At 66.6% G+C, this 25,579-nt stretch carries 29 protein-coding genes and 1 pseudogene; 25 read left to right on the forward strand and 5 right to left on the reverse strand.

Annotation, left to right across the window (positions count from 1 at the left end):
• Positions 1–99: 99 nt before the first annotated feature.
• The 8 genes from M2266_RS11055 (at position 100) to M2266_RS11090 (ending at position 6,825) form a co-directional block, all read left to right on the forward strand.
• Positions 100–1,269, forward strand: coding sequence for a ParB/RepB/Spo0J family partition protein (locus tag M2266_RS11055; RefSeq protein ID WP_277438031.1), 1,170 nt, complete (start codon positions 100–102; stop codon positions 1,267–1,269).
• A gap of 67 nt (positions 1,270–1,336) precedes the next feature.
• Positions 1,337–1,675, forward strand: coding sequence for a hypothetical protein (locus tag M2266_RS11060; RefSeq protein ID WP_277438032.1), 339 nt, complete (start codon positions 1,337–1,339; stop codon positions 1,673–1,675).
• Positions 1,672–1,923: a hypothetical protein gene (locus M2266_RS11065; RefSeq protein WP_277438033.1), complete on the forward strand. Its 252-nt coding sequence runs from the start codon at positions 1,672–1,674 to the stop codon at positions 1,921–1,923. The genes M2266_RS11060 and M2266_RS11065 overlap by 4 nt, the downstream gene beginning before the upstream one ends.
• Positions 1,924–1,938: 15 nt before the next feature.
• Positions 1,939–2,085 (forward strand): hypothetical protein, encoded by a 147-nt coding sequence (locus M2266_RS11070; RefSeq protein WP_277438034.1) that lies wholly within the window; start codon positions 1,939–1,941, stop codon positions 2,083–2,085.
• 66 nt (positions 2,086–2,151) lie between these two features.
• Positions 2,152–2,853 (forward strand): methyltransferase, encoded by a 702-nt coding sequence (locus M2266_RS11075; RefSeq protein WP_277438035.1) that lies wholly within the window; start codon positions 2,152–2,154, stop codon positions 2,851–2,853.
• Between the two features lie 1,130 nt (positions 2,854–3,983).
• A complete protein-coding gene (locus M2266_RS11080; RefSeq protein WP_277438036.1) occupies positions 3,984–4,670 on the forward strand; it encodes a hypothetical protein in 687 nt (228 codons plus the stop codon).
• Between the two features lie 53 nt (positions 4,671–4,723).
• Positions 4,724–5,383: a ParB N-terminal domain-containing protein gene (locus M2266_RS11085; protein ID WP_277438037.1), complete on the forward strand. Its 660-nt coding sequence runs from the start codon at positions 4,724–4,726 to the stop codon at positions 5,381–5,383.
• Positions 5,380–6,825 (forward strand): ParB N-terminal domain-containing protein, encoded by a 1,446-nt coding sequence (locus tag M2266_RS11090; protein ID WP_277438038.1) that lies wholly within the window; start codon positions 5,380–5,382, stop codon positions 6,823–6,825. The genes M2266_RS11085 and M2266_RS11090 overlap by 4 nt, the downstream gene beginning before the upstream one ends.
• Before the next feature lie 820 nt (positions 6,826–7,645).
• On the opposite strand, the gene M2266_RS11095 is transcribed toward M2266_RS11090, so the two are convergent.
• Positions 7,646–8,290 carry a hypothetical protein gene (locus M2266_RS11095; RefSeq protein ID WP_277438039.1) on the reverse strand — a complete coding sequence of 215 codons (645 nt, stop codon included), beginning with the start codon at positions 8,288–8,290 and terminating at the stop codon, positions 7,646–7,648.
• An 87-nt stretch (positions 8,291–8,377) separates the two neighbouring features.
• On the opposite strand from M2266_RS11095, the gene M2266_RS11100 reads away from it, so the two are divergent.
• The 11 genes from M2266_RS11100 (at position 8,378) to M2266_RS11150 (ending at position 18,478) form a co-directional block, all read left to right on the forward strand.
• Positions 8,378–8,914 carry a hypothetical protein gene (locus M2266_RS11100; RefSeq protein ID WP_277438040.1) on the forward strand — a complete coding sequence of 179 codons (537 nt, stop codon included), beginning with the start codon at positions 8,378–8,380 and terminating at the stop codon, positions 8,912–8,914.
• Positions 8,915–9,042: 128 nt separating this feature from the next.
• Complete coding sequence (locus tag M2266_RS11105) at positions 9,043–10,449, forward strand: terminase family protein (RefSeq protein ID WP_277438041.1); 1,407 nt, start codon at positions 9,043–9,045, stop codon at positions 10,447–10,449.
• 1,079 nt (positions 10,450–11,528) lie between these two features.
• Positions 11,529–13,358, forward strand: coding sequence for a hypothetical protein (locus tag M2266_RS11110; protein ID WP_277438042.1), 1,830 nt, complete (start codon positions 11,529–11,531; stop codon positions 13,356–13,358).
• Between the two features lie 126 nt (positions 13,359–13,484).
• On the forward strand, positions 13,485–14,222 hold the full coding sequence (locus M2266_RS11115; RefSeq protein WP_277438043.1) for a hypothetical protein: 738 nt from the start codon (positions 13,485–13,487) through the stop codon (positions 14,220–14,222).
• 157 nt (positions 14,223–14,379) lie between these two features.
• A complete protein-coding gene (locus M2266_RS11120) occupies positions 14,380–14,514 on the forward strand; it encodes a hypothetical protein (RefSeq protein ID WP_277438044.1) in 135 nt (44 codons plus the stop codon).
• A gap of 115 nt (positions 14,515–14,629) precedes the next feature.
• The gene (locus M2266_RS11125; RefSeq protein ID WP_277438045.1) at positions 14,630–15,316 is read left to right on the forward strand and encodes a hypothetical protein; all 687 of its coding nucleotides are present in this window, start codon (positions 14,630–14,632) and stop codon (positions 15,314–15,316) included.
• A gap of 149 nt (positions 15,317–15,465) precedes the next feature.
• A complete protein-coding gene (locus M2266_RS11130) occupies positions 15,466–15,885 on the forward strand; it encodes a head decoration protein (RefSeq protein WP_277438046.1) in 420 nt (139 codons plus the stop codon).
• Positions 15,886–15,898: 13 nt separating this feature from the next.
• Positions 15,899–16,954, forward strand: coding sequence for a major capsid protein (locus tag M2266_RS11135; protein ID WP_277438047.1), 1,056 nt, complete (start codon positions 15,899–15,901; stop codon positions 16,952–16,954).
• Positions 16,954–17,259: a hypothetical protein gene (locus M2266_RS11140; RefSeq protein ID WP_277438048.1), complete on the forward strand. Its 306-nt coding sequence runs from the start codon at positions 16,954–16,956 to the stop codon at positions 17,257–17,259. Before M2266_RS11135 ends, M2266_RS11140 begins: the two co-directional genes overlap by 1 nt.
• Positions 17,260–17,330: 71 nt before the next feature.
• Entirely contained in the window at positions 17,331–17,657 is a 327-nt protein-coding gene (locus M2266_RS11145; RefSeq protein WP_277438049.1) for a hypothetical protein, read from the forward strand.
• Positions 17,658–17,659: 2 nt separating this feature from the next.
• The gene (locus tag M2266_RS11150) at positions 17,660–18,478 is read left to right on the forward strand and encodes a hypothetical protein (protein WP_277438050.1); all 819 of its coding nucleotides are present in this window, start codon (positions 17,660–17,662) and stop codon (positions 18,476–18,478) included.
• A gap of 69 nt (positions 18,479–18,547) precedes the next feature.
• Here the strand turns inward: M2266_RS11150 and M2266_RS11155 are convergent, their stop codons facing one another.
• The 4 genes and pseudogenes from M2266_RS11155 to M2266_RS11170 all read right to left on the reverse strand — a co-directional run bounded on the left by M2266_RS11155 (position 18,548) and on the right by M2266_RS11170 (position 21,890).
• Complete coding sequence (locus M2266_RS11155; protein WP_277438051.1) at positions 18,548–18,958, reverse strand: hypothetical protein; 411 nt, start codon at positions 18,956–18,958, stop codon at positions 18,548–18,550.
• A gap of 465 nt (positions 18,959–19,423) precedes the next feature.
• Complete coding sequence (locus tag M2266_RS11160) at positions 19,424–20,146, reverse strand: WbqC family protein (protein WP_277438052.1); 723 nt, start codon at positions 20,144–20,146, stop codon at positions 19,424–19,426.
• 13 nt (positions 20,147–20,159) lie between these two features.
• Positions 20,160–20,757: pseudogene (locus M2266_RS11165) on the reverse strand (YdcF family protein).
• Between the two features lie 65 nt (positions 20,758–20,822).
• Positions 20,823–21,890 (reverse strand): hypothetical protein, encoded by a 1,068-nt coding sequence (locus M2266_RS11170; protein WP_277438053.1) that lies wholly within the window; start codon positions 21,888–21,890, stop codon positions 20,823–20,825.
• 293 nt (positions 21,891–22,183) lie between these two features.
• Here M2266_RS11170 and M2266_RS11175 point away from each other — a divergent pair, with 293 nt between their 5' ends.
• From M2266_RS11175 to M2266_RS11200, 6 genes are all read left to right on the forward strand, one after another.
• On the forward strand, positions 22,184–22,492 hold the full coding sequence (locus M2266_RS11175) for a hypothetical protein (protein WP_277438054.1): 309 nt from the start codon (positions 22,184–22,186) through the stop codon (positions 22,490–22,492).
• A 56-nt stretch (positions 22,493–22,548) separates the two neighbouring features.
• On the forward strand, positions 22,549–22,980 hold the full coding sequence (locus M2266_RS11180; protein WP_277438055.1) for an ATP-binding protein: 432 nt from the start codon (positions 22,549–22,551) through the stop codon (positions 22,978–22,980).
• Positions 22,977–23,453: a DUF6415 family natural product biosynthesis protein gene (locus tag M2266_RS11185; RefSeq protein WP_277438056.1), complete on the forward strand. Its 477-nt coding sequence runs from the start codon at positions 22,977–22,979 to the stop codon at positions 23,451–23,453. Before M2266_RS11180 ends, M2266_RS11185 begins: the two co-directional genes overlap by 4 nt.
• Positions 23,450–23,896, forward strand: a complete 447-nt coding sequence (locus tag M2266_RS11190; RefSeq protein ID WP_277438057.1) for a DUF6302 family protein — start codon at positions 23,450–23,452, stop codon at positions 23,894–23,896. The genes M2266_RS11185 and M2266_RS11190 overlap by 4 nt, the downstream gene beginning before the upstream one ends.
• Before the next feature lie 114 nt (positions 23,897–24,010).
• Complete coding sequence (gene fxlM / locus M2266_RS11195; RefSeq protein ID WP_277438058.1) at positions 24,011–25,255, forward strand: methyltransferase, FxLD system; 1,245 nt, start codon at positions 24,011–24,013, stop codon at positions 25,253–25,255.
• 73 nt (positions 25,256–25,328) lie between these two features.
• Positions 25,329–25,517, forward strand: coding sequence for an FxLD family lanthipeptide (locus M2266_RS11200; RefSeq protein ID WP_277438059.1), 189 nt, complete (start codon positions 25,329–25,331; stop codon positions 25,515–25,517).
• The last annotated feature ends 62 nt before the right edge of the window (positions 25,518–25,579 follow it).

Below are 25,579 nucleotides of genomic sequence, written 5' to 3' on the forward strand. Positions count from 1 at the left end.
ACTTCTCGAAAATTGTGGACCCCTCCCCTTAATGCATATAGAATAGAACTACAAGGAAGGGGGAGAGAAGAAACCCCCACCGACCTCTTGGAGACCGGAATGCCGCACAAGTACGCGACCTTGAAGATGCGCCAGATCCGCCGCAACCCGAACCAGCCCCGCGAGACCTTCAACGAGGAGGCCCTGACCGAGCTTGCCAACTCGATCAAGGAGCACGGCCTCCTCCAGCCGATCGTCGTCCGCAAGCTCACGGTAGAGCTGGTCAACAGCAAGCCCCAGCCGATCGTTTACGAGCTGGTCGCCGGCGAGCGCCGCTTCCGTGCCAACGAGCTGGCGGGCAACATCACCATCGAGACGAAGATCCTCCTGTCCGAGGGCGACGCCGAGATCAGCGACATGGACTCCTTCAAGAAGGCCATGGCCGAGAACCTGAACCGCGAGGACATGCTTCCGCTGGAGGAGGCGCGCGGCTTCAAGAAGGTCCTCGACGAAGAGGAGGACGCCACCCCCGCGACCGTCGCGAAGATCTTCTCCAAGTCGGTCCAGTACGTCACGCAGCGCCTGGCGTTGCTCTCCCTGCGCCCCGAGATCCAGATGGCCGTTGACCTCGGGCACATCGGCACCCAGGCCGCAGTCCAGATCGCCGCCCTGTCCAGGGACAACCAGAAGGCCGTCTTCGAGGACTGGAAGAAGGGCGACAAGAGCGACAACCAGCTCGTCCACATCGCCTACGCCATGCGCAAGCAGGAGAAGGCGGCTCAGCAGGACTCGATGGTCGACGTCGAGGAGATCACCCCCGAGGAGAAGACCGAGCGCACTCGTGCCCAGGCCAAGACCAAGAGCGACCTCGACGAGATTGAGCGCATGTGCGACCTGCTGGACGGCATCGGCAAGGCGGACCCGATGGAGCTGGCCCGCGCGCTGGAGGGACAGGTGGGCAAGCGGCTGGAGCAGATGGACCGGGTCGCCAACTTCGTTCAGAAGGCCCGCTTCCAGCTCCGTCAGGCCAAGGCTCACGCCGACGCCAGCGAGATCATGGTCAACCCCGCGGCGGCTGCCCCCGACCTGGTCGCGGAGGCCGACGCCGCACTCGTCCGCCTGGAGCCCGCCGCCGACGCCACCCCGCAGGCGGAGGCCGCTGCCGAGGTGGAGGCGGAGCCCACTCCCGCCCCGCAGGCCCCGGCTGTCACCGACGACGCGGAGCCGGAGAACGCCCCGCAGTCGGAGGAGTCCGACGCGAACGCCGAGCTCGTCGCCGTCGCCGCCTGATCCACTCACTCAACGGGGGCGGCTCCCAGCGGGCCGCCCCCTCCTTCTCTGCCTGGAGTCCCTAGTGATGAACGACATCCACACCATGCGCAACATCAACCGCAACCTGTTCGAGGGAGTGCCGGCCACGGCCGACGCCCTTGAGGAGTACGACTCCGACGCGGCCCGACTCGTCCGCGAGGCCGCTCAGCATCTGGTCAAGGCCTGGCGCGACAACGACCCGGAGGCCCTGAAGGAGGCCAGCAACGCGACCTTCCTCGCCGCAGGCGAACTTCTCAACGGGGCCGGGCGCTCCGTCTACGTCCGCTTCCCCATCATGGTCGCGGCGCGCCTGGTGGAACTCGAAGCGGCGCTTCTCACCGCCGGTACCCGGACCGCCAACGAGGCGGAGGGGCGTACGGCGTGAAGCGGCCCGAGCGCATCGACGGTCTCAAGACCTGGCCCGAGGACGGCACCCTGCCGCCCGAAGCGTGCCGCCTCTGCGACGCCGACCTGGCCAACACCTTCAACCAGTTGGCCTCAGCGATCTGCGTCGTCTGCGGCTACTGGGTCTGCGAACTCTGCGACGGCGGCACGGACCCCACTACCGGCGACGCCGTCTGCGCCGACCACAAGAGCCACCCCCTCGCCGTCAACTGCACCCAGTACGCCTGATCAGGAGCCCCAACCATGAAGATAGATCCCGACGTTCTCGACGTACTCCGGGCGGCCACGGTCGACGGTCCGGCGCTCCGACTGAACGGCCAACTCGAACGCAAGCTGTACGAGCGCGTCAACCTCGCCCTTCACGCGCTGGGCGGCGTCTGGCACCGCTAAAGGAAGGCCCACATCTTCACCATCGACGCCGCAGACGCCGTAGCAGGGCTGCTCGCCACGGGCGAGGTGATCACCGACGTCGACCGGGGGTTCTTCCCGACGCCGGAGCCCACGGTCGAACGTCTCCTGGACCTGGCCGAACTCGAACCTGGATGCGAGGTGCTGGAGCCCTCGGCGGGGCGCGGCGCCATCGCCGAGGCGGTAGCCGCCCGCGGGGCCGTCGTGGATTGCGTCGAACTCGACACCGCTCGCGCCGAGCACATCCGCGCCGGCGGGTACGCCCGCCAGGTCACGAACGCCGACTTCTTCAGCGTGCAGGTGGAGCGCCGCTACCAACGGGTCATCATGAACCCGCCGTTCGCCGGACGTCAGGACATCCGGCACGTGGAGCGGGCGCTGCGCTTCATCCGGCCCGGCGGCCTTCTCGTCGCGATCATGTACGGCAGCCTCACCTACCGGGGCGACAGCCGGACCAAGGACTTCCACGCCCGGATATGGGAGGCGCGGGGCAGCCTCTGGGAGCTGCCCGCAGATGCGTTCCCGGCGGTAGGGGTGGCCACGGTGATCGCGGTCATCCCGGTCCGTGACGTCACTCCTCCTCGCGGCATGCGGCAGATCACGCTCAGGCCCGAGGACTTCACCGCTCGGCCCCGCGCGGTGCAGCAGGACCTGTTCCTCACCGACGAGCCAACCGCTCATCGCGCAGCGACTCTTGACGGGCTCGGGTACGGAGCGCCGCACGACGGACGGGATCACACCGAACGATAGATAGATCCCAACACTTAAGAGTGATACGGTCTATTTCGTTGGCGGGAACGGCCACATCCGAGGAACCGGCCCACCAGCACGCCGTGGCATGCGGCATCCCCTCGGTGCCTGGCGGGTGGCCAATCCCCCGCGCCCTACCCGCCAGGCACCGGCTTCGCGCCGAAGCGAAACCACCGGGAACGCAGTGCCACGAACACGACCGGACCCGCCCCCGCCACGCCGGGGGCGGGTCCCGTGCACTCCGGAGCGACATGAGCGCAGAGGACTTCAACGGGAATCCCGCCGATCGCGAGCTGTACCTACGTCTCCTCAGAGAACGAGACGGCCCCCCGCAGAAGGCCGCCGACGAGCGCGACCCAGGCCGAAGGGTTCGCAGAGTTCCCGATCAAGACGCCGCACGGCGCAGCGCAGAACTCGAAGCAGCCATCACGCCCAGACGACGACCCAGGAGAACAGCGGCATGAACGAGGACCAAACGCCCAGGCAGACCGGGCGCGGCGAGCCACCCGTGCCAGGCGCGGAGTGGTGCAACGCCTGCGACGGATGGTGCCTGCCGTCAGGCATCTGCCGCTGCAACAACCGCTGAGCTCGGCCCTTGTGGGCTTTGCCTTCCGGACAGAGCCCACAAGGACGCGGGGGCAGGTTGCCCCGGCCATCGTCTTGACCTTTGGAGTCCTACCGTCCAGGTTCGTCGGTGCATGGAGCTCCAAATGCTGATATAAGCACCACGGAGCCCAGGGCCGACGTGACGCCGGCCCGCCGGACGGTGCCTCAGGGTTCGCTCAAATCCGTTACCTCACAAGCGAGTTCGCATCACCATGTGAGGACCCATCCGACACGAAGGTGAATGGCTCTCATCCCGGGGACGAATGCCGATCGCAACGGTAGTGAGGCTGCAACAGAAGTGGTCAGGACGACGCTTCTTCCGTCGCCGTGGATCCGCCCGCGAACGGCGTATCGGCCTATCCGCATACGGAGTGGCTATCGGGCTCCCCGTCATCCTCGCCAGCATTGACGGGTTCTCAGCGACCTCCTCTACATTTTTTCTTGTTTCGCCCGTGTTGGCATGGCAGGCAACTTGCCTACTTTTCGTGGTGCCGCCTTGGTGGAATAGGGTCCTTGCGTGGGTCATGAACCGGGCAGCCGTCGGCATGTTCCTCGCACTCTGCATTGCGTTTGGCGCTTTCGCTATCCAAGAGGGTGTCGCTGGGGACAACGTCAGCATGGGCGCCTCAGCGATGCTGCTTGCCCTCACCTCGCGCACGATGGCCTCGATGGCAGAGCCCACGGTCGCGTTCATGGACAAGAAGACTCTGCACTGGCGGATTCAGCGAGCAACATGGATCCACTCGTCGTTCATGGTCATCTTCTCATTTGGCACGCTCGTGACCCTCAGCTCCATACTCAAGTCGACGCACTCGGCTATGCCGATTTCAGTTCCAGTGGCTACCGTAATTGCTACAGCTGCATTCGTGTTCAAGGTCCACCAACGAGTACGTCGGACTTGCACATTGCTCGTGCAGCGAATCGGTCGTGTGCAACGTCTAACAGCTGGCCTGGGTGTGGGCACGGCGGACCGTGACGACATGCAGGAGGCGATACTCGACCTTGAGCTGGCGTTGCGCACACCACTCCAGACTGGTCATCGCACCTGGGGCACTCCGGTTGTGCCGCTAGAGACCCGGCACGCCCTACTCGGCTGGCTGCATAAGAAGTCCTCCGAGCCGGGGGTGCCGGCACTCAGCACGGACGAAGAGGCAGTCGCCCTCGAAGCGATCAGGGCCGTCTGTATCCAATGGGCCGACGTTACCATTTGATTGGCTACGCTGATCGAGTAGGGCGCGGGGAACGGCCTACACAAGGGACGCCCGTGACCACGCTCGCTAACATCCCCGAACAGCTCCTGCCGCTCGCCGTTCCCATCGGTGACCTGGTGCCGTACTACCGCAACCCCCGCAGCGGCAGCATCCTGGCCATCGCCGAGTCGCTGACGGTCAACGGCCAGTACCGGCCAGTTGTGATCAATAAGGGCACCCATACCGGGCGGCCCCACGAGATCCTGGCAGGCAACCACACCGTCGCCGCCGCCCAGCAGCTCGGCTGGGAACACATCGCAGCCACTTGGGTCGACGTCGATGACGACGCGGCGGCCCGCATCGTCGTCGTGGACAACCGGACCAACGACCTCGCCGGGTACGACACCGCCCTGCTCGCAGAAGTCCTCTCCGAGATTCCCGACCTCGCCGGCACCGGATACGACCGCGAGAGCGTCGACCAACTCCTGGACGACACCTCGCTTCCCGAGACGCTGGAGCTGACCTCCGACGGAGCGGGCACCGGTGCCGCCGCCACCGTCGACTACCTCCAGTGGGGCTACCTCCAGTGGGAGTCCAAGCGCGTCCGGATCACCTCCGAAGAAGTCGAAGTCCTCAACGCCATCTACACAAGGTTCGTCGACGACACCAATAGCGACATGGGCTTCGGATGGCACGTTCTCCAGGAAGCGCACAAGGAGGGCGGCTCCGCATGAGCAAGGCACCCACCACGACCTTCCACGAGGCGTACCCGCTCGATCAGCTACGCCCCGCCGACTACAACCCGCGGCGCCTCAGCGAGACGGCCTTCGTCCGGCTCCAGGCATCGCTGCGCCGCCACGGGGTCGTCAAGCCGGTGATTCTCAACGCGGACGGGACGCTGGTAGCAGGCCACCAGAGGACGAAGGGTCTCAAGGCCATCGGCCTGACCCACACCCCCGCGGTCATGCTCGGCACGAAGGTCCGCCTCCAGGACGAGATCCAGTTCAACCTGCTCCACAACCGGGTGGAGACCGAGGCCAGCGTCGTCTACGCCGAACCCGGCACCATCGGCGCCTGGTCCTACATCCCGTGGCAGTCCATCCGCGTTGCCGAGCGCAAGAACATGTCATTCGTCAACGCCATCGGCCACATGACCGCCGGCCACGGCCCCTGGGGCAGCGTCGTCATCGACGACCAGGGGCGCATCGTCCTCAACGCCGAGTACGCCGTCGTCGCCTCTTTCTCCCGGTTCGACCTCCTCGCCTGGACCGTCACCTCAGCCGACGCCGCACAGCTCCACGCCGACCTCACCGGCGAGTACGGCGTGTACGACTGGAGCGCCATCGAGGGCAAGGCCCCCGTCTGGAACCAGCACATCGTCCAGCCCAAACGCCTGCGGCAGTTCTCCTCCAAGGCCAAGGCGGGAAAGCTCGCCTACGGCTCCGAGACCTGGGACCAGCTCGTCACGCCCTGGCTCAAGCCCACGCAGCGCGTGGTCGACTTCGGCGCCGGATACGGCGACTACGCCAAGCACCTGCGCGCCAAGGGCTTCAACATCCACGACTACGAGCCCTACCGCTGCCGGGACGGCTCATACGCCGTCGACATCCGGGCCGTCGTCGGCATGATCCGCGACATCGCCAAGGACATTCGGGCCAATGGCCTGTACGACGTCGTTGTCCTGGACTCCGTCATCAACGCCACCACCACCCTCGACTACCAGCACTGGGTGATGACCACCGTCAACGCCTTGTGCGCTGCCGACGGAGTGGTGTGCCTGGGCACGCGGAGTCTCGCCCGCGAACTGCGCGACGAGCAGGCCAAGCGCGTCACCTCCAAGACCGCGACCACGAAGATGAGCTTCCTCGACGATGACAACGTGGAGATGAACTTCGTCAAGGGGAAGTGGCAGAAGCTCCGCTTTCACACGCCAGAGACGCTAGAGCCCATGCTTCGCCGGTACTTCGCGGACGTGAAGGTCACCGACCTCAGCGGGTCCAACCTCAAAGCGACGTGCCGCCGCCCCCTCCCACTCCCCAAAGAGGAGTACGAGATGGCATTCGAGCAGGAATTCAACATGCCTTACCCGAATACCTTCCGCCATGACAGACATTTGGAATTGGTGGGAAATTTGATAAAATTGGTAGTAGAGAGAAATGAATCTCTCGCCAATTGAAGGGCTCACCGAGAAAGCATGTCACGGCGAATACAGATCCAAATTGAGTCGAAATCCCGTTACCACATCATGTGGCTAGCGGGCGTCCGGCATGTAGCTCTCGATCAGCACTGCCTACGCAGCTTCGGGCAACCCGACCGCCCCCGAGTGGACGCCCGCCGCCAGCACCAGACCGTCAACCTATCGGAGCACAACCAGCCTCTCGCCTGGTACCTCTGCGCCCTGCCCAACCCGTGGCGGTGGAGCGACAACGCTCATCTCGCCTTCGAAGGGGCACCAGGAGAACAGTGGGAGGGTCCGGCGCTGGCTCCCGGCCTCATTGTGCGCCTGGACAATGCTCGCCCCATCACCGGATGGAGCGAGCACGACATCCCCCTGACCGAACCACGCCGGCACTCGGCCCGCTTCCGGACCTGTCGCAACTACCAGTTCGCTTGGTGGCTACGCACCCAGCGGGACGCGCCCGACGCGCCCCCTGAGTACGCACCGCCCAATAAGCCCGGGAAGGGCGAGCAGTTGTCGTTGATCTGAGTATCGTGACGCTGACGTACCAATCTCAGTATGTCAGCGTCACATTCCCTTAAGTTCATCAGGCCCCTCCGGATCTCGTAGGGCCCGCTTTGCCCGATGCCACGACTGCACAACGTCGGTTAGCTGGTCGAGTAGCCCCTTGATCGCGAACATGGCAATAGCCAGTACTCCCGAGACGCCAAGAATCCACAGAATGGCGGAATCCACCGGTTCAATCCTCTGGTGATGTTTGCCCAAACACGCGTCGGCACCACTTCGAAGCCTCTCCCTGAGGCGTGCCGTAGTGCGGTTAAGGCACCAAAAGGAGATAGGAGAACTCCGTTTGCGGCGCTCGCGGCACACGGGTTCCCTGCATTCGAGCCACCGCGCACGGGGCCGAGTCAAGGGGAGGCGCGGGAGGCGGGAGTAGCCGAAAAGGCAAAACGCGCAGTAGGGCGCGCAGCAGTTCGACCAAGCGGTGCAGGAACTGCACTATTGCTGTCATGGCCCGCTGCAATTCATCCCAGTCCTTCAGCAAAAAGACTGGAGCTGGGCTCGCATCCCCCGCGAATGACAGAGGGTTAAAGGGAATGGTGGCTTCGATCTTCCTGACCCAGGCATCCTGCAAAAACCAGAGCTTTTGGGTATAGGTCTCAATACGCCGCAGCATCGTGGCATTGGTCACCAGCTTTACCAGGGTGGGTGCCACCGGATCGTAGCTGCAACCCCCAAGCCGACTCGCGATAAGCGACTCTCGCAAGGCACCTCTGACGTACCGCAACTGGCGTGCTGTCAGTTGGCGTGACGTCAGCTGGCGTGGCGAATGCTGGCGTTGCCACGCGCGAGAGATCAGCCGGGAAACCCCCACGCCTGCTTGGATCTCGTCATTGACCACGAGGCCGCGAAGGCCCTGCGGGCCGACAGGCAGTGTGAACGGGATCAGTGTGACGCGCATGGCGTGAGAGTAGCCCAACTAGCGCGCTTGAGATGCGATCATGTACCTGGGCGCGGGGGCGCACCCGAGCTGTGAAGGACCTCCGCCGTGGGACGCCCCGACAAAGCCGCGCGTGCGGCCATCGCGCGCCGCCGCTCGGACGCCATCGACCTACGCCTCGCCGGCGTGGACTGGCTCACGATCGCCCGCAAGCTGGCCGCCGATCCCGCGGCCAACTCCGACGGCATCGCGTACTCCCAGGGGTACGGCGTCGAGCGGTACCGAAAGAAGCAGGACCCGCCGAGCGACGAGGCCCTGATTCATGCTGCCTGCCGTGACGTCCGTACCGCCCTGGCCGACCGGCGCGCCGAGCTGAACGACGACGTTGACGAGCTGCGTGCCCTTGAAGCGGACCGGCTCGACCGGCTGTTCTTCGTCGCCTACAAGAAGGCTGTCCGCGACCAGGACCTCTCCGCCATCGACCGCACCCTCCGGATCATGGAGCGTCGTGCCCGGCTGCTCGGCCTTGACATGCCCGTCAGGACGGAGCTGTCCGGGCTCGACGGCGGGCCGGTCCAGATCGAGAACGTCACCGCGGATGAACTTGATGCGCTGATCGCCCTCACCGACCCGGGCGCCGAATGAGGTCTCGGGACAACGAGGGCGTCGTCGCCCACTACAAGACGCTCCCGTCAGCCCAGCGCCGTGCCATCGCTCGGTCCGCCTCCCCGACACTGCGGGCAGAGCTGGTGCGCGCAGAGCGTCAGTTGGCCATGGATCGCTCTCCCGGCGCCCTCGCGGCAGTCCTCACCGGCGGCCGGGAAATGCAGGCACCGCACCTGGACCTGATCGACAGCGCCTTCATAGACATGGCCGAAGGCCGCTGCGACCGCGTCATGCTCACGATGCCCCCACGGCACGGCAAGAGCCGGCGAGCCTCCCGCTGGGCGCCGCTCTGGTACCTCCGGCGCAATCCCGGCCACCGCATGATGATCGCCAGCTACTCCGCCGACCTGGCGGATGACCATGGCCGGTGGATCAGAGATGCCATCCACACCTGGGGTGACGACCTCGGCATCCACCTGAAACCCGGCAGCCAGGCCGCCAACCGATTCGACATCGTCGGCGGCGAAGGCGGCCTGCTCGCCGCAGGTCTCGTCGGCGGCCTCACCGGACGTGGCGCACACATCGCCATCGTGGATGACCCGGTCAAGGACATGGCCGACGCTGACTCGCCGACCATGCGCAAACGCGCCTGGGACTGGTGGACCTCCGTCATTCAGACCCGCCTCGAACCCACCGGCGCGATCTGCTTGATCCAAACCCGCTGGCACGAAGACGATCTTGCCGGTCGTATCCTCGCCACCGAGCGTGACGACTGGCGCGTCATCGACCTTCCAGCCCTCGCCGACAGCCCCGACGACCCGCTCGGCCGGGCAGCCGGTGAGCCGCTGTGGCCGCAGCGATTCAACGCAGCCCACCACGCACGAACTCGCAAGCGCGTCGGGGAACGGGTCTGGGGCGCCCTCTACATGCAGAAGCCGCGACCTCCCGAGGGCGGCGTCTGGAAGCGCGAATGGATCGACACCGCCCGCGTCAACGCGGTCCAGTTCTCCGGCGTCGACATGGCGCGCATTGTCGTAGCCGTCGACCCCGCCGGCGGAGAGTCCGCCGTCGGCGACGAGACCGGCATCATCGGCGTCGGCCGGGACTTCGACCGGCAGCTGTACGTCCTCGCCGACCGGTCAGGCTCCATGGGCGCCAACGACTGGGGCCTCGCGGCCTGCCGACTCGCCCTCGAACTCAAAGCAGACGCGATCGTGGTCGAGAAAAACTACGGCGGGGACATGGCGAGGCAGATTGTCACGCAGGCGTGGGAGCAACTACGCCGCGAAGGCGTCACCAAGGGTCTGCTCATGCCGATGATCCTGGAGGTCACCGCCAAGGTCGGCAAACGGCTGCGCGCAGCGCCCGTAGCCCAGCTCTACGAACAGCAGCTCGTCCATCACGTCGGCGATTACACCGACTTGGAGGACCAGATGGTCACCTGGGTCGAAGGAATGGACAGCCCGGATCGTATGGACGCAGCGGTGCACGGACTGACAGAACTGGCAGACCCGGACCAACTCGATACCCTGCCAACGGACATCGATGATGACCGCTTCGACGGCCGCCGCTGATCACCGCCTCAACAGACGCGATACTGCCCCAAGAGGAAACGGCCCCTTCATCTCGGGCAGCGCACCATGTGGTGCAGAGGTCCAGCCACCTGCTCAATTGAGTAGGTCAGCCCGGACCTGGCGTCCGCCCAGGCAGTGACTCACGTGAGTCGGTGGGGAAGACCTTGCGCGGATTGACCCTTAAAACTTGACCCGCTTCACGCGAACCGGTCAAGTTTTAAGTGTCACCGCACTATCCTCAAACGAGGATGGGCGACACTTCAGGGTTTCGCTCGTGCCCGATGAGCACCGGCCGCCAAACTTTCCAGGGTCGACGACCGGCGCCCAACGCTACGACTATCGGTCGCCAAGCTGGTTACACGTCCAGATCAAGATCTGTATGAGTAACCAGACTTGGCGGCCCCTAGGCCGCCAGCTAGCGGGCTTCCCTCGCTTTCCCATATCACCCTCCCCTCGCAGCTGAAGCAGAAGGCACTCGAACATGCGATCGAGCAGGGCGGAATGGGGATTGCGGAAGCCACGCCACGACAACCCTATTCACAAGCGAAGTTCAGAGTTGCCCACTTCATCAATTCCGTTGTGATTCATCGGCGACCCTCGCACGGCCCAACTCAACGGACACTGTCACAGCCCGCTGTTAGCCTCACGATCATGGGGAAGAGGACCAGCAGTACCGCGGTCGTGTGTGGGGTTGTCCTGGCGATTGCCTGCATGAGCAGCTGCTCCAACGGGTCCAGCAAGCCGACTGCGAGCGAGCAGCAGACCGCGCACCTCGATCGGGTCCGTGAGGCGTACCGACTCGGGCGTAGCGCAGGCCTCTCGGTGCAGCAGCGCAAGATCGCGTCCGGCACAGCCCCCGCCTACGCCACAGCAGACGAGCAGGAATGTGCCACCAGATGGGATCAGCTCGGCGAGGAGGAGCGGACACCGGGCGACCGTGACGGATTCTTGGCTGCTTGCTCATCCTTCCCGCCTCCCGGCGTGCCCGGATACGACGAGGCCGTGGCCGAAGCCAGGGGCAGCGTGCCAACGCCGTAACCTGATCTTGCGGCGCGGGGCCGACTGCCTGGAGGGGCTCTGTGGGCCTGCGCGAGCTGATCACCGACGTCTGGAGCTGGCTGGACTACAAGCCAGTCATGGCAGACCCGCGCCGACCGGGCCGCAACGCTTGGGCGGAGCTGACCTCGTCCTGGGTCCCCGACGAAGACCTACGGCGCTTGGCGGCCTATCGCCTGCTTGCCGCGTACGACTCCAACCAAGCCGGCCAGGTGGCCGCGATCACCGGGGACGACGAAACCGGAACCGAGCGGCGTGAACTCGGCGACGCCTCGAAGCTCATCGACACCGCGCTCGGCTACCTCCTCGGCTCCGAGCAGACGATCACGGTCGCGGGCGCGGAGCACGCCGACGATGATCCGACCAACGAAGCCGCCATGGCGCTGGCAGTTCAGGACAAGCTGAGGGCCTGGGCCGAGAAGGAGCTTCTGCCGCTGCGGATACAGCAGGCGGAGCGTACCGCGATCCTGCTGGGCGACGCGGTCTACAGCCTCGCCTGGGAACCGGCGAAGGGCCGCGTGCTGCTGCGCACGTGGGACCCGGGCCTGTACTTCCCGGAGTGGCCGGAGGACGGGGAGCAGGACGGCGCCGAATTCCCCCTGCGCGTGCACCTGGCCTGGGATCTGCCGGAGGACAAGCGACGCGGCCTGAAAGCCAGGCTCCGCCGCATCACCTACGAACTCGGGCCGATCGCTCCAGCCAGCCGACGCGCCACCACGAAGGACGGCAACGCTGTACGCGAGTACGTCTACGCCGACGACGGCGCACCGATCCTGAGTATGGGCGACTCCCTCAACGGCGACAGCGGTGCGATCACGCGCACCTACCCGTGGGCTCCGGGCCGGTCGACGCCGTGGACCTGCTACCTCACCGACGCCGAATGGGAGCTTGACGACCTCAAATACGCCGACGTCCTCTACGACCTGCCCATGAACAAGGCCACCTACCGGGTTCGGTCGGACGGGGAAGTCCTCGACCGGCTCGACCTGATGGTGGACTTCATCCCCCTCGTCCAGGTCACCAACTCCATCCCCGCCAGCGGCGAACACTGGGGCAAGCCCACCGTGGCCACCGTGCTCCAGGCCCTGGACGAGCTGTCCGCCACCGACACCGACAGCTCCGGAGCCTCGGCTACCACCGGCTCGCCGATCATCGGCCTGGCCGGGGCGCGGCTTCCCATCGACCGTGCCACCGGCCAGCCGCTCCCGGTCAAGGTCCGGGCCGGGACGGTGTGGCAGCTCAACGACAACGGGCGCATGGACGTCCTCGACACGTCCGCGCAGCTCGCCGAGCTGCGCTCCCGCGTCGACCACATCATCGACCGGATCGCGGCGAACAGCCGTCTCACCGCCGCCGGCCTGGGCACCCTCGACCCGACCGCCCTGCCGTCCGGGTACGCACTGCAACTCGCCCTCGGACCGCTGGACTCGCTCGTCGCCGCCATGCGCCTGGCCCGAACCCACAAGTACGCCGTCCTGCTGCGCATGGTGCAGCGCCTCCACCAGGCGGGGCAGGCAGAGGCATGGCCCGCGGGCGAGTCGTTTCCTGCGCGCCTGATGTGGGGACCGCACACCCCGACCGACCGCGCTGCCGTCCTGGACGAAGTAGTTAAGGGCGTCGGCGCCAGCGTCCTGTCGGTGGAGACCGGCATCCGCATGTTGATCGACGCCGGGTACCCAATTGACGACGCCCAAGGCGAGATCGAGCGCATCCAGTCCAGAGCCTTCGAGGCTGCTGCCCGTCTCGCTGACGCCACCGGGGACAACGCGGCGGTTCGTTCGTATCTGGGGCTGCCTGAAGCGCCTTCCACAGAGCTTTCGGTACCGCTTGTCACCTCCGGCAGCGGGATTTGAACGAGTCCGTGCGCCCCTTGCCGAGTCCTTGCCGTCTGTCTGCCGAGTAGTTGCCGTCAGGCTGCCGAGACTGTAACCTTCTGCGGAAGAGGGCACGGGAATCGCAAGGGGCAAGGGAGGTGTCGGGTGAAGGGCGTATCGGATCCGCCGCCAGATTGGCGTGATGAGAAGCTGAAGCTGGGCACCAAGGTTCGCGTAGCGGCCTGGCTCGCCTCGGAAGTGGGTGAAGGGAACACGTTCACTCGCGACCAGTTGCACCTTGCGTTTCCAGGGGTGGCGCAGGTAGAGCGGCGTATGCGGGACCTGCGTGATCACGGCTGGGAGATCGACATCGCGCGCACGGCCAATGACGTGCACATGCGGTTGGTCAAGATCGGAGAGCCGGTCTGGAGTCCCGAAGGGCGCCTACTGGCGAAGCGCCAACTCAGGAACTCCACAGCGCGGCGTAGCGAAATTTTTCGCCGCGACGGTTACGTCTGCACATCCTGTGGGGTATCGGCTGGCGAACCCCATCTTGATGCCCAAGATTTCCTTGCCAAACTGTCCGTCCGATTCCTCGTTCCGATTGCACAGGGGGGCACCGATGGGCCAGAAAACCTAGTCACTATCTGTGATCGCTGCTCCATCCGAGACGTGTCCGCCCCGACCGTGGACCGCGACGAGGTGGCGCAGCAGATTCAGAACCTGTCTCCGCAACACAAGACGGTTCTATTGGCATGGATGGCCCGAGGAGAGCGGACACCTTCGCCGCTTGACCGCGCTTGGGCAATGTTCCAACACCTTGACCCAGACGGACGGAAGGAAGTCGTGCGCGCACTTGCTGAAGCCGTGGAGCGCATGGCTGGCGAGGGTGACACGGCCTAACTCAAATGCACCGTCGACCCCGAGCACCTACCACAGCAACACGGGGCCGACGGCCGTCACGACCACCGCTACTACACGAGAGGAGGTGACAACCTCCATGATGACGTATCCGCAGGAGAGGGACCTACTGCCCCGCCCTACTGGATGGCAGACGCTCTTGCTCTGGCTGCTGTTCCTGCTGAGCCTGCTGCTTCTGGGTAGCTACAGTCCGGAGCAGCTCGGGGACATGTTGGGTGCGCTGATCAGCGCCCTGATCGTGCGAATGGCCGAGGCCAAGGTTCGCACCGTGTGACCCCTGGCGGCGGAGCGTGCGACGACGCTCCGCCGCCAAGCGCACGGCTACTTGGACTGCACGAACTACACTGGGCTCAGCGCGGGGGCGCTGGAGACCTGTGGATGGTTCACGCATGACGCGCCCTTCGCTCCCCAACCCGCTCGTACCGGTCGGGTACCGCCGTGACGGGCGGCCGATCTACCCGATCCTCGGTGCTTCTCCCGAGGACGATGCCAGCAAGCCCGAAGGCGATGGCGGTACTTCCAGTGGTGCGGTCACCCAGGAGGACCTGTCGCGGCTGCTTGCCCGAGAGAAGACGCAAGGCGGTCGTGCCGCCGTGAAGAAGCTGCTCGGCGACCTCGGCTTCGATGACTCCGAGGCGCTGAGCGCGTTCATCACCACCAAGCGTGACGCCGAGCAGGCGGCACTGACGGAGATCGAACGCAGGGAGCAGCTGGCCGAGGAGAAGCTGAAAGCGGCCGAGGTTCGCGAGGCGCAGGCCGCAGCCAGGGAACGCGCCGCAATTCGACGCGCTGCCCTCGCTGGACTGGGCGCAGCGGGTGACGACCTGGGGGACGCGATTCTCCTCATCAACCGGGCGCTTGATGACCAGCCGGATGCCGACGAGGATGCGGTGGGCGCGGCGGCCGAGCAGTTGAAGGAGCGGCGGCCGGAGCTGTTCGGCCAGGCCGGCGAGAGCACACCGCCCGCCCCCGGTGGCTCTCCCGCGGGCGGCCCGCCGTCCCGTGGCGGCGTACCGCCCAAGCCCGGAGCGGCCGGACTGGAGATGGCCCGGCGTCGAGGATTCGTCTCCGGCTGACCAGGCTCAGCAACGTCATGGCGCACCCCATGACCCCACCGGCGGGACAGCCGGATATGGGGACCACGCCCCTCACACCTCCCGTGGACGGCGCCACCGCCAGGTGAGTGCGCGAATCCGATTCGCTTCACGTCCACGGGAGGACGGCTGTGACACTCCAGCCCATCACCACGTCGACGTCGTACACCGCTGACCGGGCTTGGCTCGCGGCACTGCACGGCACCGACTCCACCGAGACCATCACGCTCGACATGTCGAAGCTGACCGCGGGCACACACACCGCCGCGTCGACGGACAGCACCCAGCCCTACAGCCGGGTCCTGTCCGGCGTGCCCGTCGGCAAGATCACCGCGAGCGGCCTCTACGGGGCCTTCGACCCGACGGCGGCCGACGGCCGCCAGAACCTCGCCGGTCACGTCTTCGCCGAGGCGCTGTTCGCGCCTGGTTCCCCGAAGGTGCCCGCCGCCCTGTTGTGGCACGGCGTCGTCGTCGCCGCGAAGGTCCCCGGCGGCATCGATCCCACCAAGGTCACCCCGTCGGTGACCGGCCCCCAGATCCGGTACGTGTGAGAGGCGGACAACGATGACCATTCAGGACCTGATCAAGAACGTCGCAGCCCGCGACCTCACGACCTTCGCCCGTGCGATCCCCTCGCCGGCGGACCACCTGTTCACCAAGGACGGCGGGATCATCCCGACGCTGGAGCAGGACGAGGTGAAGTGGCGGGTCAAGGACAACGGCCGGTACGTCAACGTCGCGAAGTACCGCGCCTTCGACGCCAGCGTGCCGTTTGCGTCCCGCGAGGCGTGGCAGACCACCCGCGAGGGCATGCTGCCGCCGCTGGGTCAGAAGCTGCTCGTCGGCGAGCAGGAGCAGATTCTGCTGGAGGCGTCCCGGGGCGCGGACGAAGACCGGCTGATCGAGCTGCTGTACGACGACACCGAGCGGCACGTCGAGGCGATCCGCTCCCGTGTCGAGCTGGCCTGGGGTGACGTCCTGGTCGACGGCAAGTTCTCGCTCGTCGCGGAGAACGGCCTGACCACGGAGGTCGACTGGGGCGTGCCGGCGGGCAACCTGCCGACCGTCTCGAAGCTGTGGTCCGACCCCACCTCTGATCCGATCAGGGACGAGCTGGGCTGGACGCAGTACCTCGATGACCGGGGTGCTCCCTTCCCGGAGCTCGTGGTCACCAGCCGCAAGGCGTTCTCCTACCTGTCCGCCAATAACGCCTACCGCGCGGCCTACTACGGCTCGGTGAACCCGTCGAACACCCCGACCGCCACGCTCACCCCGCAGCAGGTCAACGTCGTGCGCGACAACTATGGTCTGCCGCCGGTCACCTTCTACAAGGGGCAGGTGCGCGTCGACGGCGTTCAGACCAAGGTGCTCCCCGAAGACCGGTGGATCATGCTGCCGCCGGACCGGACGAAGTGGGGACAGACGATCTTCGGTGTGACCGCCGAGGGCCTGGCCCTGTCGCGCGGCACGAACCCGGAGATCACCAAGGAGGACCGGCCGGGCATCATCATCACCCGAGGTGCGCAGGACGACCCGGTCCAGATCTGGACCAAGGGCGCGGCGGTCGGTATGCCGGTGCTGCACACGCCGGACGCGCACATCGTGGCGAAGGTGATCTGATGGGTCGTCGCCTCGCAGCCGCCGTGCACGTCAAGCATCCGACGACCCGCGAGCGCATCGTCCTGGAGCCCGGTGACGAACCGGACGACGTCTTGGCCGCCGAGATCACCAACCCGGACGCGTGGGAGACCGACGAGTCGATGCCCGACGCGGAGGAGCCTGAGCCCGAGGAGCCGAAGCAGGACGAGCCGTCGCCCTTCGGCTTCACCGCGCAGCCCGAGCCCGAACCCGCGGCCGAACCGGAGGCCGAACCTGCGCAGCCGACGGCGCGGCGGCGCAGGAAGACCGCTGACACCGGCGCGTAAGTACACGAGACACCTCAGCCCGCCCCCGCCCTGCCCGGGTAGGGGCGGGCGAGGGCTATCCAGGAGCACCGATGGACCCGATCCTCCTCGCCTGGCTGCGGGCGCAGCTCGGCACCGCCACCGACGAACAGGACCTCGCCACCCGCTTCGCCCGCCTCGGCCGAGCGCGAGCTGTCGCCGCCGAAGTTCTGGCTGAGCGACGCGCCAAGCTGCTCGCCGAGCCGCTGCGTATGACGGTCGACGGCGTGGTGACCATCGACCAGAGCAACAACCTCACGGGCTTGGAGCGACAGATTGTTGGGCTTGCCGAGCTGGTCGCTCCGGACGATCCGGCTGCTGGCGAGTCGGGCGTAGATCTGGTGACTGCACCGCTGGTCCCTGGTCGACGCAGGCGATAGGCATGCCATACGAATGGCCGCCGCTGGTTCCGGGCGACACAGAAGAGGTCGCGCGCCGAGTCGCGGCTGTGCTCGACGAAGCGTGGCAGCGTCTCGCGGCCAAGCAACACCAGGTCCTCGCCGCGTTCGCCACAAGCCCGCGGACGCCGCACGTCCTGGCAACGCTGGAGGAGTTCAAGCGAGCCATCCAGGTTTTCCACAGCCATGTGGATGACGAAGCTCTCGCTTTCATCCAGCGCCAGGTCCCCTGGCTGTACGAACAAGGGGCCCGTGCGGCAGCGGCCAGTGTCGGGGCGGTCTTCACCTGGACGGTGATCCACAAGGAAGCCCTGCAATCGTTGGCGGCCGACACCTACGCCGATTTCCTGCGCCGCTCCCAAGAGGCGGGGCGCATGGCAGATCAGTTCTACCGAGCGGCCCGCGCCGCCGCCCGCCAGGAGCTGCCCCTTCTCGCGGCGGGCAACACCACAGCGCGTCAGGCAGCCAAGAAACTTGCCGACCGGCTTGCCCGTGAGCACCAACTGCTGCACGTGATCTACCGCAACGGAGCCCGTGTCCCAGTCCGCGCCTGGGCCGAGGCCGCAACGCTGGCCAAGTCGGCCGTCGCCTACAACGCGGGAACCCTGAACCGTGCCGCTGAGGCCGGCGTGCGCTACGTCGAGGTCTTCGACGGCTTCGATTGCGGATGGATCGCGCACACAGACCCGGACAAGGCGACAGGCACCATCCGGACACTTGAGGAGGCGGCTGAGGCACCGATCTCTCATCCGCGATGCCGACGATCGTTCGGTCCTCGACCGGACATCGTGGGTCAGAACTGACCTCAACATGCCTTCAGAACCGCGAGTGCGAAGCCGAGCGGCGGCCGGATAAGGCTCTGCGCGCCGAAATCAGGCTTGGGGTACAGCAGTGGCATTACCCCGACCGGTTGGTCTGGAAAGTTCTGCGCGCAGAGCGTTCTCCATTTGCTGTAGTTGCTGTTTGACATCGACGCACGGGTCACCAGCATTCGGTGGGATCAGACCTAGCACTACTTCGGCCTGCACCGCGAAGAGCCCACGACGGGCTTCACCGATTGCCGCACGTGTCTGCGGCAACGCAATTAGGTCCGCTTCGACCCCAAGCCGATACGCGGTCGTTCGGGTTGCGATGAGATCGCTGGCAGGCTCGCCCTGCCACATGGCGGCAATCCCGTCATGCCAGCCGTGCATAGCGATCAACAGGTCACGATAGAGAGCGCGCTTGTCGTCCAGCCATCGCACCGTTTCCTGATGAGCAAACTGCTCATGCTGTAGACGCACCTGCCCACGCTGCGCCAGCCACGTGCCAGCGACGCCTGCCAGGGCTCCCACTGCTGAACCGCCAGGCCAGCTAACGCCGCGTCCACATCTGACCCTCCTATGAACTTTCCGGCCGATAACAGCCCGAACTAGTAACTGCCCATGCTCGCTCCTACCCGTCCGCAATGATCTATCGGTCGGCACGGACCGGCATGTCTTCATCAGACAATGTCGCGGACCACCGCTGCCAAAACCGGGGAGTCCGCAGAGAGCTGCTGCCCGCTGATTGTCACGTAACCCCACGACCGGTACAGCGACTCCACCTTGCCCTCTCCCGTGGCGGGTTGACGAGGAGGGTGACGCGGTTCTCGGTACGACCGGACAGGAGCTCGTCGTGGAAGCAGCGGCACGGCCCATCTCACACTCGCGCTGCGGGAGGGCGTTCGGCCCGCGCCCAGATGTGGTGTAGGCGGGGTGGGCGTCAAATCATCGGGCCGTGCGCAGATCGTCGAACGCTGCCCCCACGCCGGAAGGTCCGTACGCGGCAAGTGCCCACAGAGCAGAGATCTTCGCCGCTCCGGTCCACAGGCCATCGGCGACTGGCGGACGGAATACGTGGACGTTGAGCTCCCGCTCCACGAAGGGACGTCGGTCTAGGTATCGCAGGCCGCCTGTGCCGCAGAGGTAGGTGTCGGCGCCGACCGCCGTGGTGAGGTCGGCCAGACGTACCGAGCGGTCCGAGGAAGCGGCGAGGTCACTGCTGCGCACGATGGAGCCGCGCCAGCCCAGAAGGTTCAGCAGGCAACGGGTGGTGGCCTCGGCAACGGCTGCTGTACCAGCGGATTCAGCGACGGTGAGGACGGCTGGTTCGAGCGCAGCATGCAGCACCTGCCAGTGGGGGCTGGCGCGGTAGTGCTGCGCGGGTAGCTGGTGGAGGCGGCGGGCCGCGCGCTGCGGGTCCGCGAGTCGAGCACTGCGGATCAACGTTGCGCGGCCGTGCGGGAGGTGGGTCTCGACGGAAAGCCACTGGTGCTGCTGCGGGTCATCGAGTGCGGCGAGGCGGGCCCGGTGCTGGTAGTCGCGGCGGACGAACTGGACATCATCGAGGACCACCCAGACGTCAGCCACGTAGAGCTTCGCCAGTGTGGAAAGGCGGGGCAGGAGGTTGGGCTGATGAATCGCGCACGAGCGCAGCGGCGGTGCACTCAAGAGGGCGGCATGGTCAAGCCGGCAGGAGCCAGCTGTCGTAGCCGCGGGTGCGGAGGCGGTCGAAGGCATCGCGGACCCTTTCCGGGACTTGCTGCTCGATGGCGAACCCGCGTTTGGGATACTCCATCACCCGTTCCATGTCGCCCATCAGCATGTCGATGAACTGCTTCTCGTCATCGTGCGTCTTGACGTACTCGTCGTACGTCAAGGGCTGAGAGACGCAGACTGGCTCCACCTCGGGCCACAGCTTGCGGCACGTCGCGTAGGCGCGGCGCTGCATGTAGGGCATGGAGATCAAGAGCAGGGTGGTTACTGCGATGCCTGCGTTCTCCAACACCTCGCGGGAGAAGCCGATGTTCTGACCGGTGTTGGTGGCCTTGGGCTCCAGCAAGATCGCCGCATCCGGCACCCCCAGGAAGAGCGCGTGCTCTCGGTAGTGGTTGGCCTCGCCGCGGGGGAACCTAGCCTTGGGTGGCCATGCTGGTGTCGCCGGTGAAAGCCACGCTGGGGAACATGCCGGCGTGATAGAGGTCGGCGGTGTAGGTGGCCACACCGAGATCGAGGCTGCCGAGGGTGATCGCGGCGGAGCAGGTCCTCAGCTCGTGGCCCATCTGGTGGAAGTCCCAGATGGCGAGGGCGTCAGCCCGATCCGCGTCGCTGATCGGTGCCTGGTCAGTCACGTGTACTCCTTACTATTGCGAACGGTCTTGATGCTTCGCAGTTGGTGTTTCAGGCCGTATTGGGTGGCGATGTCCGATGCCCGGTCGAGCACGGTGTTCCCGGCGCTGCGGGTGGCCGGATCAGTGAGCAGGATGTGGCCGTGCGCAGTTTCGATCTGGACGCGCTGGAGTGGGGTCTCGAAGCGCCCGTTGCTGCGAGCCGTATCGATGTAAGCCAAGGCCCGGGTGAGGTCGCCAACGCCGCGGTGCGCCAGTGCGAGCTTCTGCTGGGCGGTAGCCCAGTCCTCCGGTTCGTCCAGCTCCTCGAACCACTGGGCCGCCTGCCCCATGACCTGGATGGCGAACTCGTTTCGGCCGTCCTTGGCCAGAGCTGTGCCGATCCACAGTAGGGCACGGGCGCGGTCGGCCGAGCCGAGCCTTTCGTCGCCGGTGAGCTGTTTATAGAGGGCGGCCGCTGGGGTGAGGTGTCCGGCCATCTCGGTGACCACCGCGAGGGAGAGTTCGATCTGCGCGGCTCGGCGGGGGATGTCGAGTTCGGTGAATACGTCGTGGGCGTCAGAGTAGAGCCGTTTGGCGGTCATCAAGTCCTGAAGGGTGCCCTGGAGGCGGCGCAGGTCGCCGGACAGGACCAACGAGCGCCCGTACAGGTACAGGCCACGATCGTCGAGGTCGCGCGCTTGGGCGCGGCCGAGCCAACGTTCCAGAAGGGTGGCGGCGAAGGCGAAGTCCTGGCGGTCGAGACACACCACGATCCGCTCCAGATCCTCCGTCCAAGTCTCGTGGTCGGCGATCGTGGGAGACGAAGTTCCCCTCGGTCGCCGCCCCGAGGACAACCCGAGGAACTGCTCGAATCGGGCTTGTGCGGCAGCATCGGAGCGAGCGAGGGCTGTGTCGAGGATGGCTTGCGTATCGGGCCATGGACTGGTGGCCGCGCCCAACTTCTCCCACTTGGAGACAGTTCGGATGCCGACGCCGAGGTGCGCTGCGTAGGCACGCACGCTCATGCGCAGCGCCTGTCGCAACAAGCCTGCCTCGTGGCCGGTCCATCGCCTCACGCTCACCACGGGGCGCCTCCCTCCTGCCGCCATGGAATCACGGGCGGTATGCGAGCAGCCACGGAAGTGCCACAAAGGTGCAACAGCCGTTCATTCCCTGTGGGGTGGAACCGCGTCAGGCTCGAAGGGTTCAGTCCACCCGTCCCGTTGTGGAGGTCAGCCGCGTGGTCCCCCTCACTGAGCACCGCCCCGTCCCCCACCCGGACGTGTACGGCTTCGTGCGGCTGACGCGCACGACGCGGGGCCGCCGTCTCGCCCTATCGGCGGTCTTGGATGATTACTGCCGAACTCACGAGCTGAGGATGGCGGCCCTGTTCGTCGAGCACGCCCCCGACGACTTCTACTCGCCGGCTTTCGTCGGACTCCTCAATACCCTCGCCTTGGCGGACGCCTACGGTGTCGTTGTCCCTTCTCTCGTCCACCTCGGCCCCAGCCGAACGGCCTCTGATCGCGCGCGGATCATCCTCGGTGCCGGCGCCCGGTTGATACAGGTCCGCTTAACCGCCACCGGCATGCGCCAGGTCGGCACGGGTGTCATCGCCGCGCATCGGACCTCGGCCTTGAAAGTGCCGCGCCTCCTCCGCACCAGACGAGAGGGGCCGCTCTCATGACCCGGGTAACGCACTCAGCGTCGAGCATCACCACCCCCACCGCGGCCATTCCTGGCGTGGCCGAGCCCATCTGCGACGAGTTCGCGGTGCGGATCTCTAGCGGCGCGGCGGCTGGCGGCGCACTCGAACGGGACCCTGACGGCCAGTGGGTGGGACGGCTCCGCCGCATCAGTACGTCCAAGTTGCGCTCCTGGGGGCTGGTTGCGCTCCTGGACGACACCAAGCTCCTGGTCAGCGAGCTCGTCACCAATGCCCTGCGGTACGGCGAGGGCGGGGAGATCGAATTCCGCCTCGTCATCACCCTCCAGGGCTTGCTGCTCGCGGTCAACGACGGCTCAGCCCACCGTCCGCAGCTGCGTGTGGCGGGCGACTCCAGCGAGACCGGCCGGGGTCTCTTCCTCGTCGCTGCCCTCGCCGACGACTGGGGGGTTAGCGCCGACGGTACAACGACCTGGTGCACGCTGAGCATTGCGGGGGCGGACCGATGACCCTTCAGACTCACCACCGCAGGTTGGCGTGCCCTGCGACGACCGGGCCACAGGCCGCCGAACTCGAAACCCCCACCGTCACCCCATGGAATCCCCCGCTGGACGCGGCGGGTCTGACCGACGTGCATGGCCTGTTGCTCCGCTGGGCCTGGACTGCGCATGAGAGCGAAGACCTCCTTGACGACGTCGCCACGGCCTTGGACGACATCGCACCTTCCGAGGAAGTCATCGAGGACTTCGTCCAGCGATCTCGCGGCCACCTCATGAGGCTCGTGAACGTCGCTGTTTCCACCCGGGCTTGGCAGGAGTCGGCCTACGCGGACACGCTCATTCAGCGGGCGCGCACCTTGCGGACAAGCGAGATGCCTGGCGACTACCGTCACGCCGTGCTGCATCTGCGGCAGATGGGATGGGTTGTCGGCGAGTTACTGGACCAGCTCGTCGCGTTCGACTCCATCAAGGGGGTGGCGTGACCGTCATCCGCCCGCTTACCCCGCGCCTTCTTCCGGCACGGCTCGCCTACGACTTCGAGTACATCGCCAATCGTCTCGCTGATCCGTCGCTGCTTGATCACGCCGTAGCCGTCTGCGTCCACCGGGCACCGTTGCTGGCCGTCCCCGTGAGCGGAGCGCGCCGTGGCGGATACATGTCCTTCGACCTGCGGATCCTGGCGGAGAAGACGCGCAGCCTCTTGGAGGGGCTACCGGGCTTCCCCGACCTGCGTGTTCGGCCTTCCCCCTACCGCGACACCTGCCACGTGGTCGAGTGGGGCGGCCAACCGCCGGCCTGCGACTACGACGACGCGGCGCGCTGCTGGTTCTACGGCTACAGCGAGGCCGCCGTCCGCGCGGCAGGGCAGCCCGCACGGTCGCCCGCTGCCGCTGACCGTAGCCACCGCCCGCCGGTCCTGACGTGACCGATCGGACTGGCGGGGGGTTACCCACCCGGCGCGGGCTGCTTACCCTCGCGTCCCGCGCCACCCTGCAACATCCGCTCGAAGCATGGCGCAACGCCACGAAGGAGATCACTGGTGGTTAACGTTCCCGGCACTACGACCGACACGGGTCAAGATGCGCCCAACGAAAAGCAATTGCGTGACGACATGGTGCAGAGCCTCATCGAGTTTGGAGCTGCTCGGGACCCCCGCGTAGTTGCCGCCTTCCGTGCCGTCCCGCGACACCTGGCCACGCCAGAGGTGGCGCCAGGCAAGTCGTACGATGCGGAGTTCGCGGCCGTGACGAAGACGGATGCCACCGGCGTGGATATCAGCTCAGTGTCGGCCCCGAGAGTCCAGGCCATGCAGATCGAGCAGGCCCGGATCGAGCCCGGAATGGCCGTGCTGGAGGTCGGCTCCGGCGGTCCCAACGCGGCGTACCTCTCCGAGATGGTGGGGAAGGCGGGCCGGGTGGTCACTATGGACATCGACTCCGAGGTGACGGACCGGGCAACGACCTTCCTTACGGCGGCCGGCTACCAGAACGTCACCGTTCTCACCGCCGACGCGGAACAGGGCGCTCCCGATCACGGGCCCTTCGATCGCATTGTTGTCACAGTGCAAGCCGCCGACATCCCCCCTGCCTGGATGCAGCAGCTCAAGGAGGGCGGACGGCTCGTCGTCCCCCTGCGGATGCGCGGCCTGACGCGCACCGTCGCCTTCGTCCGCGAGGGCGATCACCTGGTCAGCGACGGCTTCGAGCTGTGCGGCTTCGTCCCGATGCAGGGCGCTGGCGAGAACCGCGTACGGCTTGCCGTCCTGCACGACACGGAGGGCGAGGAGATCGGCCTGCGTATCGACGGTCACCCCGAGCCGGACGCCAAGGCGCTGTCCGAGGCGCTGTTCACGCCACGGACAACGGCGTGGTCGGGGGTGACGCTGGGCGGCATGGAGTCCAACGAGCACCTGGACCTGTGGCTGAGCACGGCGCTGGACAATCTGCCGCTGTTGGCGGCGAAGCCCGGTGCCCGCAAGCGCGGGCTGGTCGCCTCTGCCTCGCCCCTCGGTGTCCCGACCCTCGTCGACGGCGGCAGCTTCGCCTACCGCACGGTGCGAGCCACGGATGACGAGGACCGCTTCGAGCTGGGCGCCATCGGGCACGGCCCGCAGGGGGAGCAGCTTGCCCAGCGCATGGTCTCCGAGATCCAGACCTGGGACCGCGAGCATCGCAACGACCGCGCCCGCATCGAGGTCTACCCGGTGGGCACGCCGGAGGACCGACTTCCCGCTGGGCGCCGCATCGAGCGGAGGCACACGCGGGTCACGATCACCTGGCCCTAGCCCTCCTCGGGCGCAGGGTCAGGCGGCACAGCACGCAAGGCACGTCCCTACCCACCTCTTCTGGAGGCATGAGATGACACAGCAGAAGATCGGTTCCGTCCTCAAGGCGGCGACGGATTACCGCTCCGACGGGGACTTCGACCTCGACGTGTCGACCGTCGGCGCGGCCCCCGTCCTGGGCTCGCTGCTGAACGACACGAGCGACAACTGCACGTCCACCTGCGCGTCCGCCTGCTCGAACAGCACCTGCATCGGCGGCTGACGTGACGCCCGGGACCGGGCGGGGCGCCCCGCCCGGTCCCGGGCACCGCAGAGGGAAGGAGG

This window comes from Streptomyces sp. SPB162 (assembly GCF_029504575.1).
Classification (GTDB): Bacteria; Actinomycetota; Actinomycetes; order Streptomycetales; family Streptomycetaceae; genus Actinacidiphila.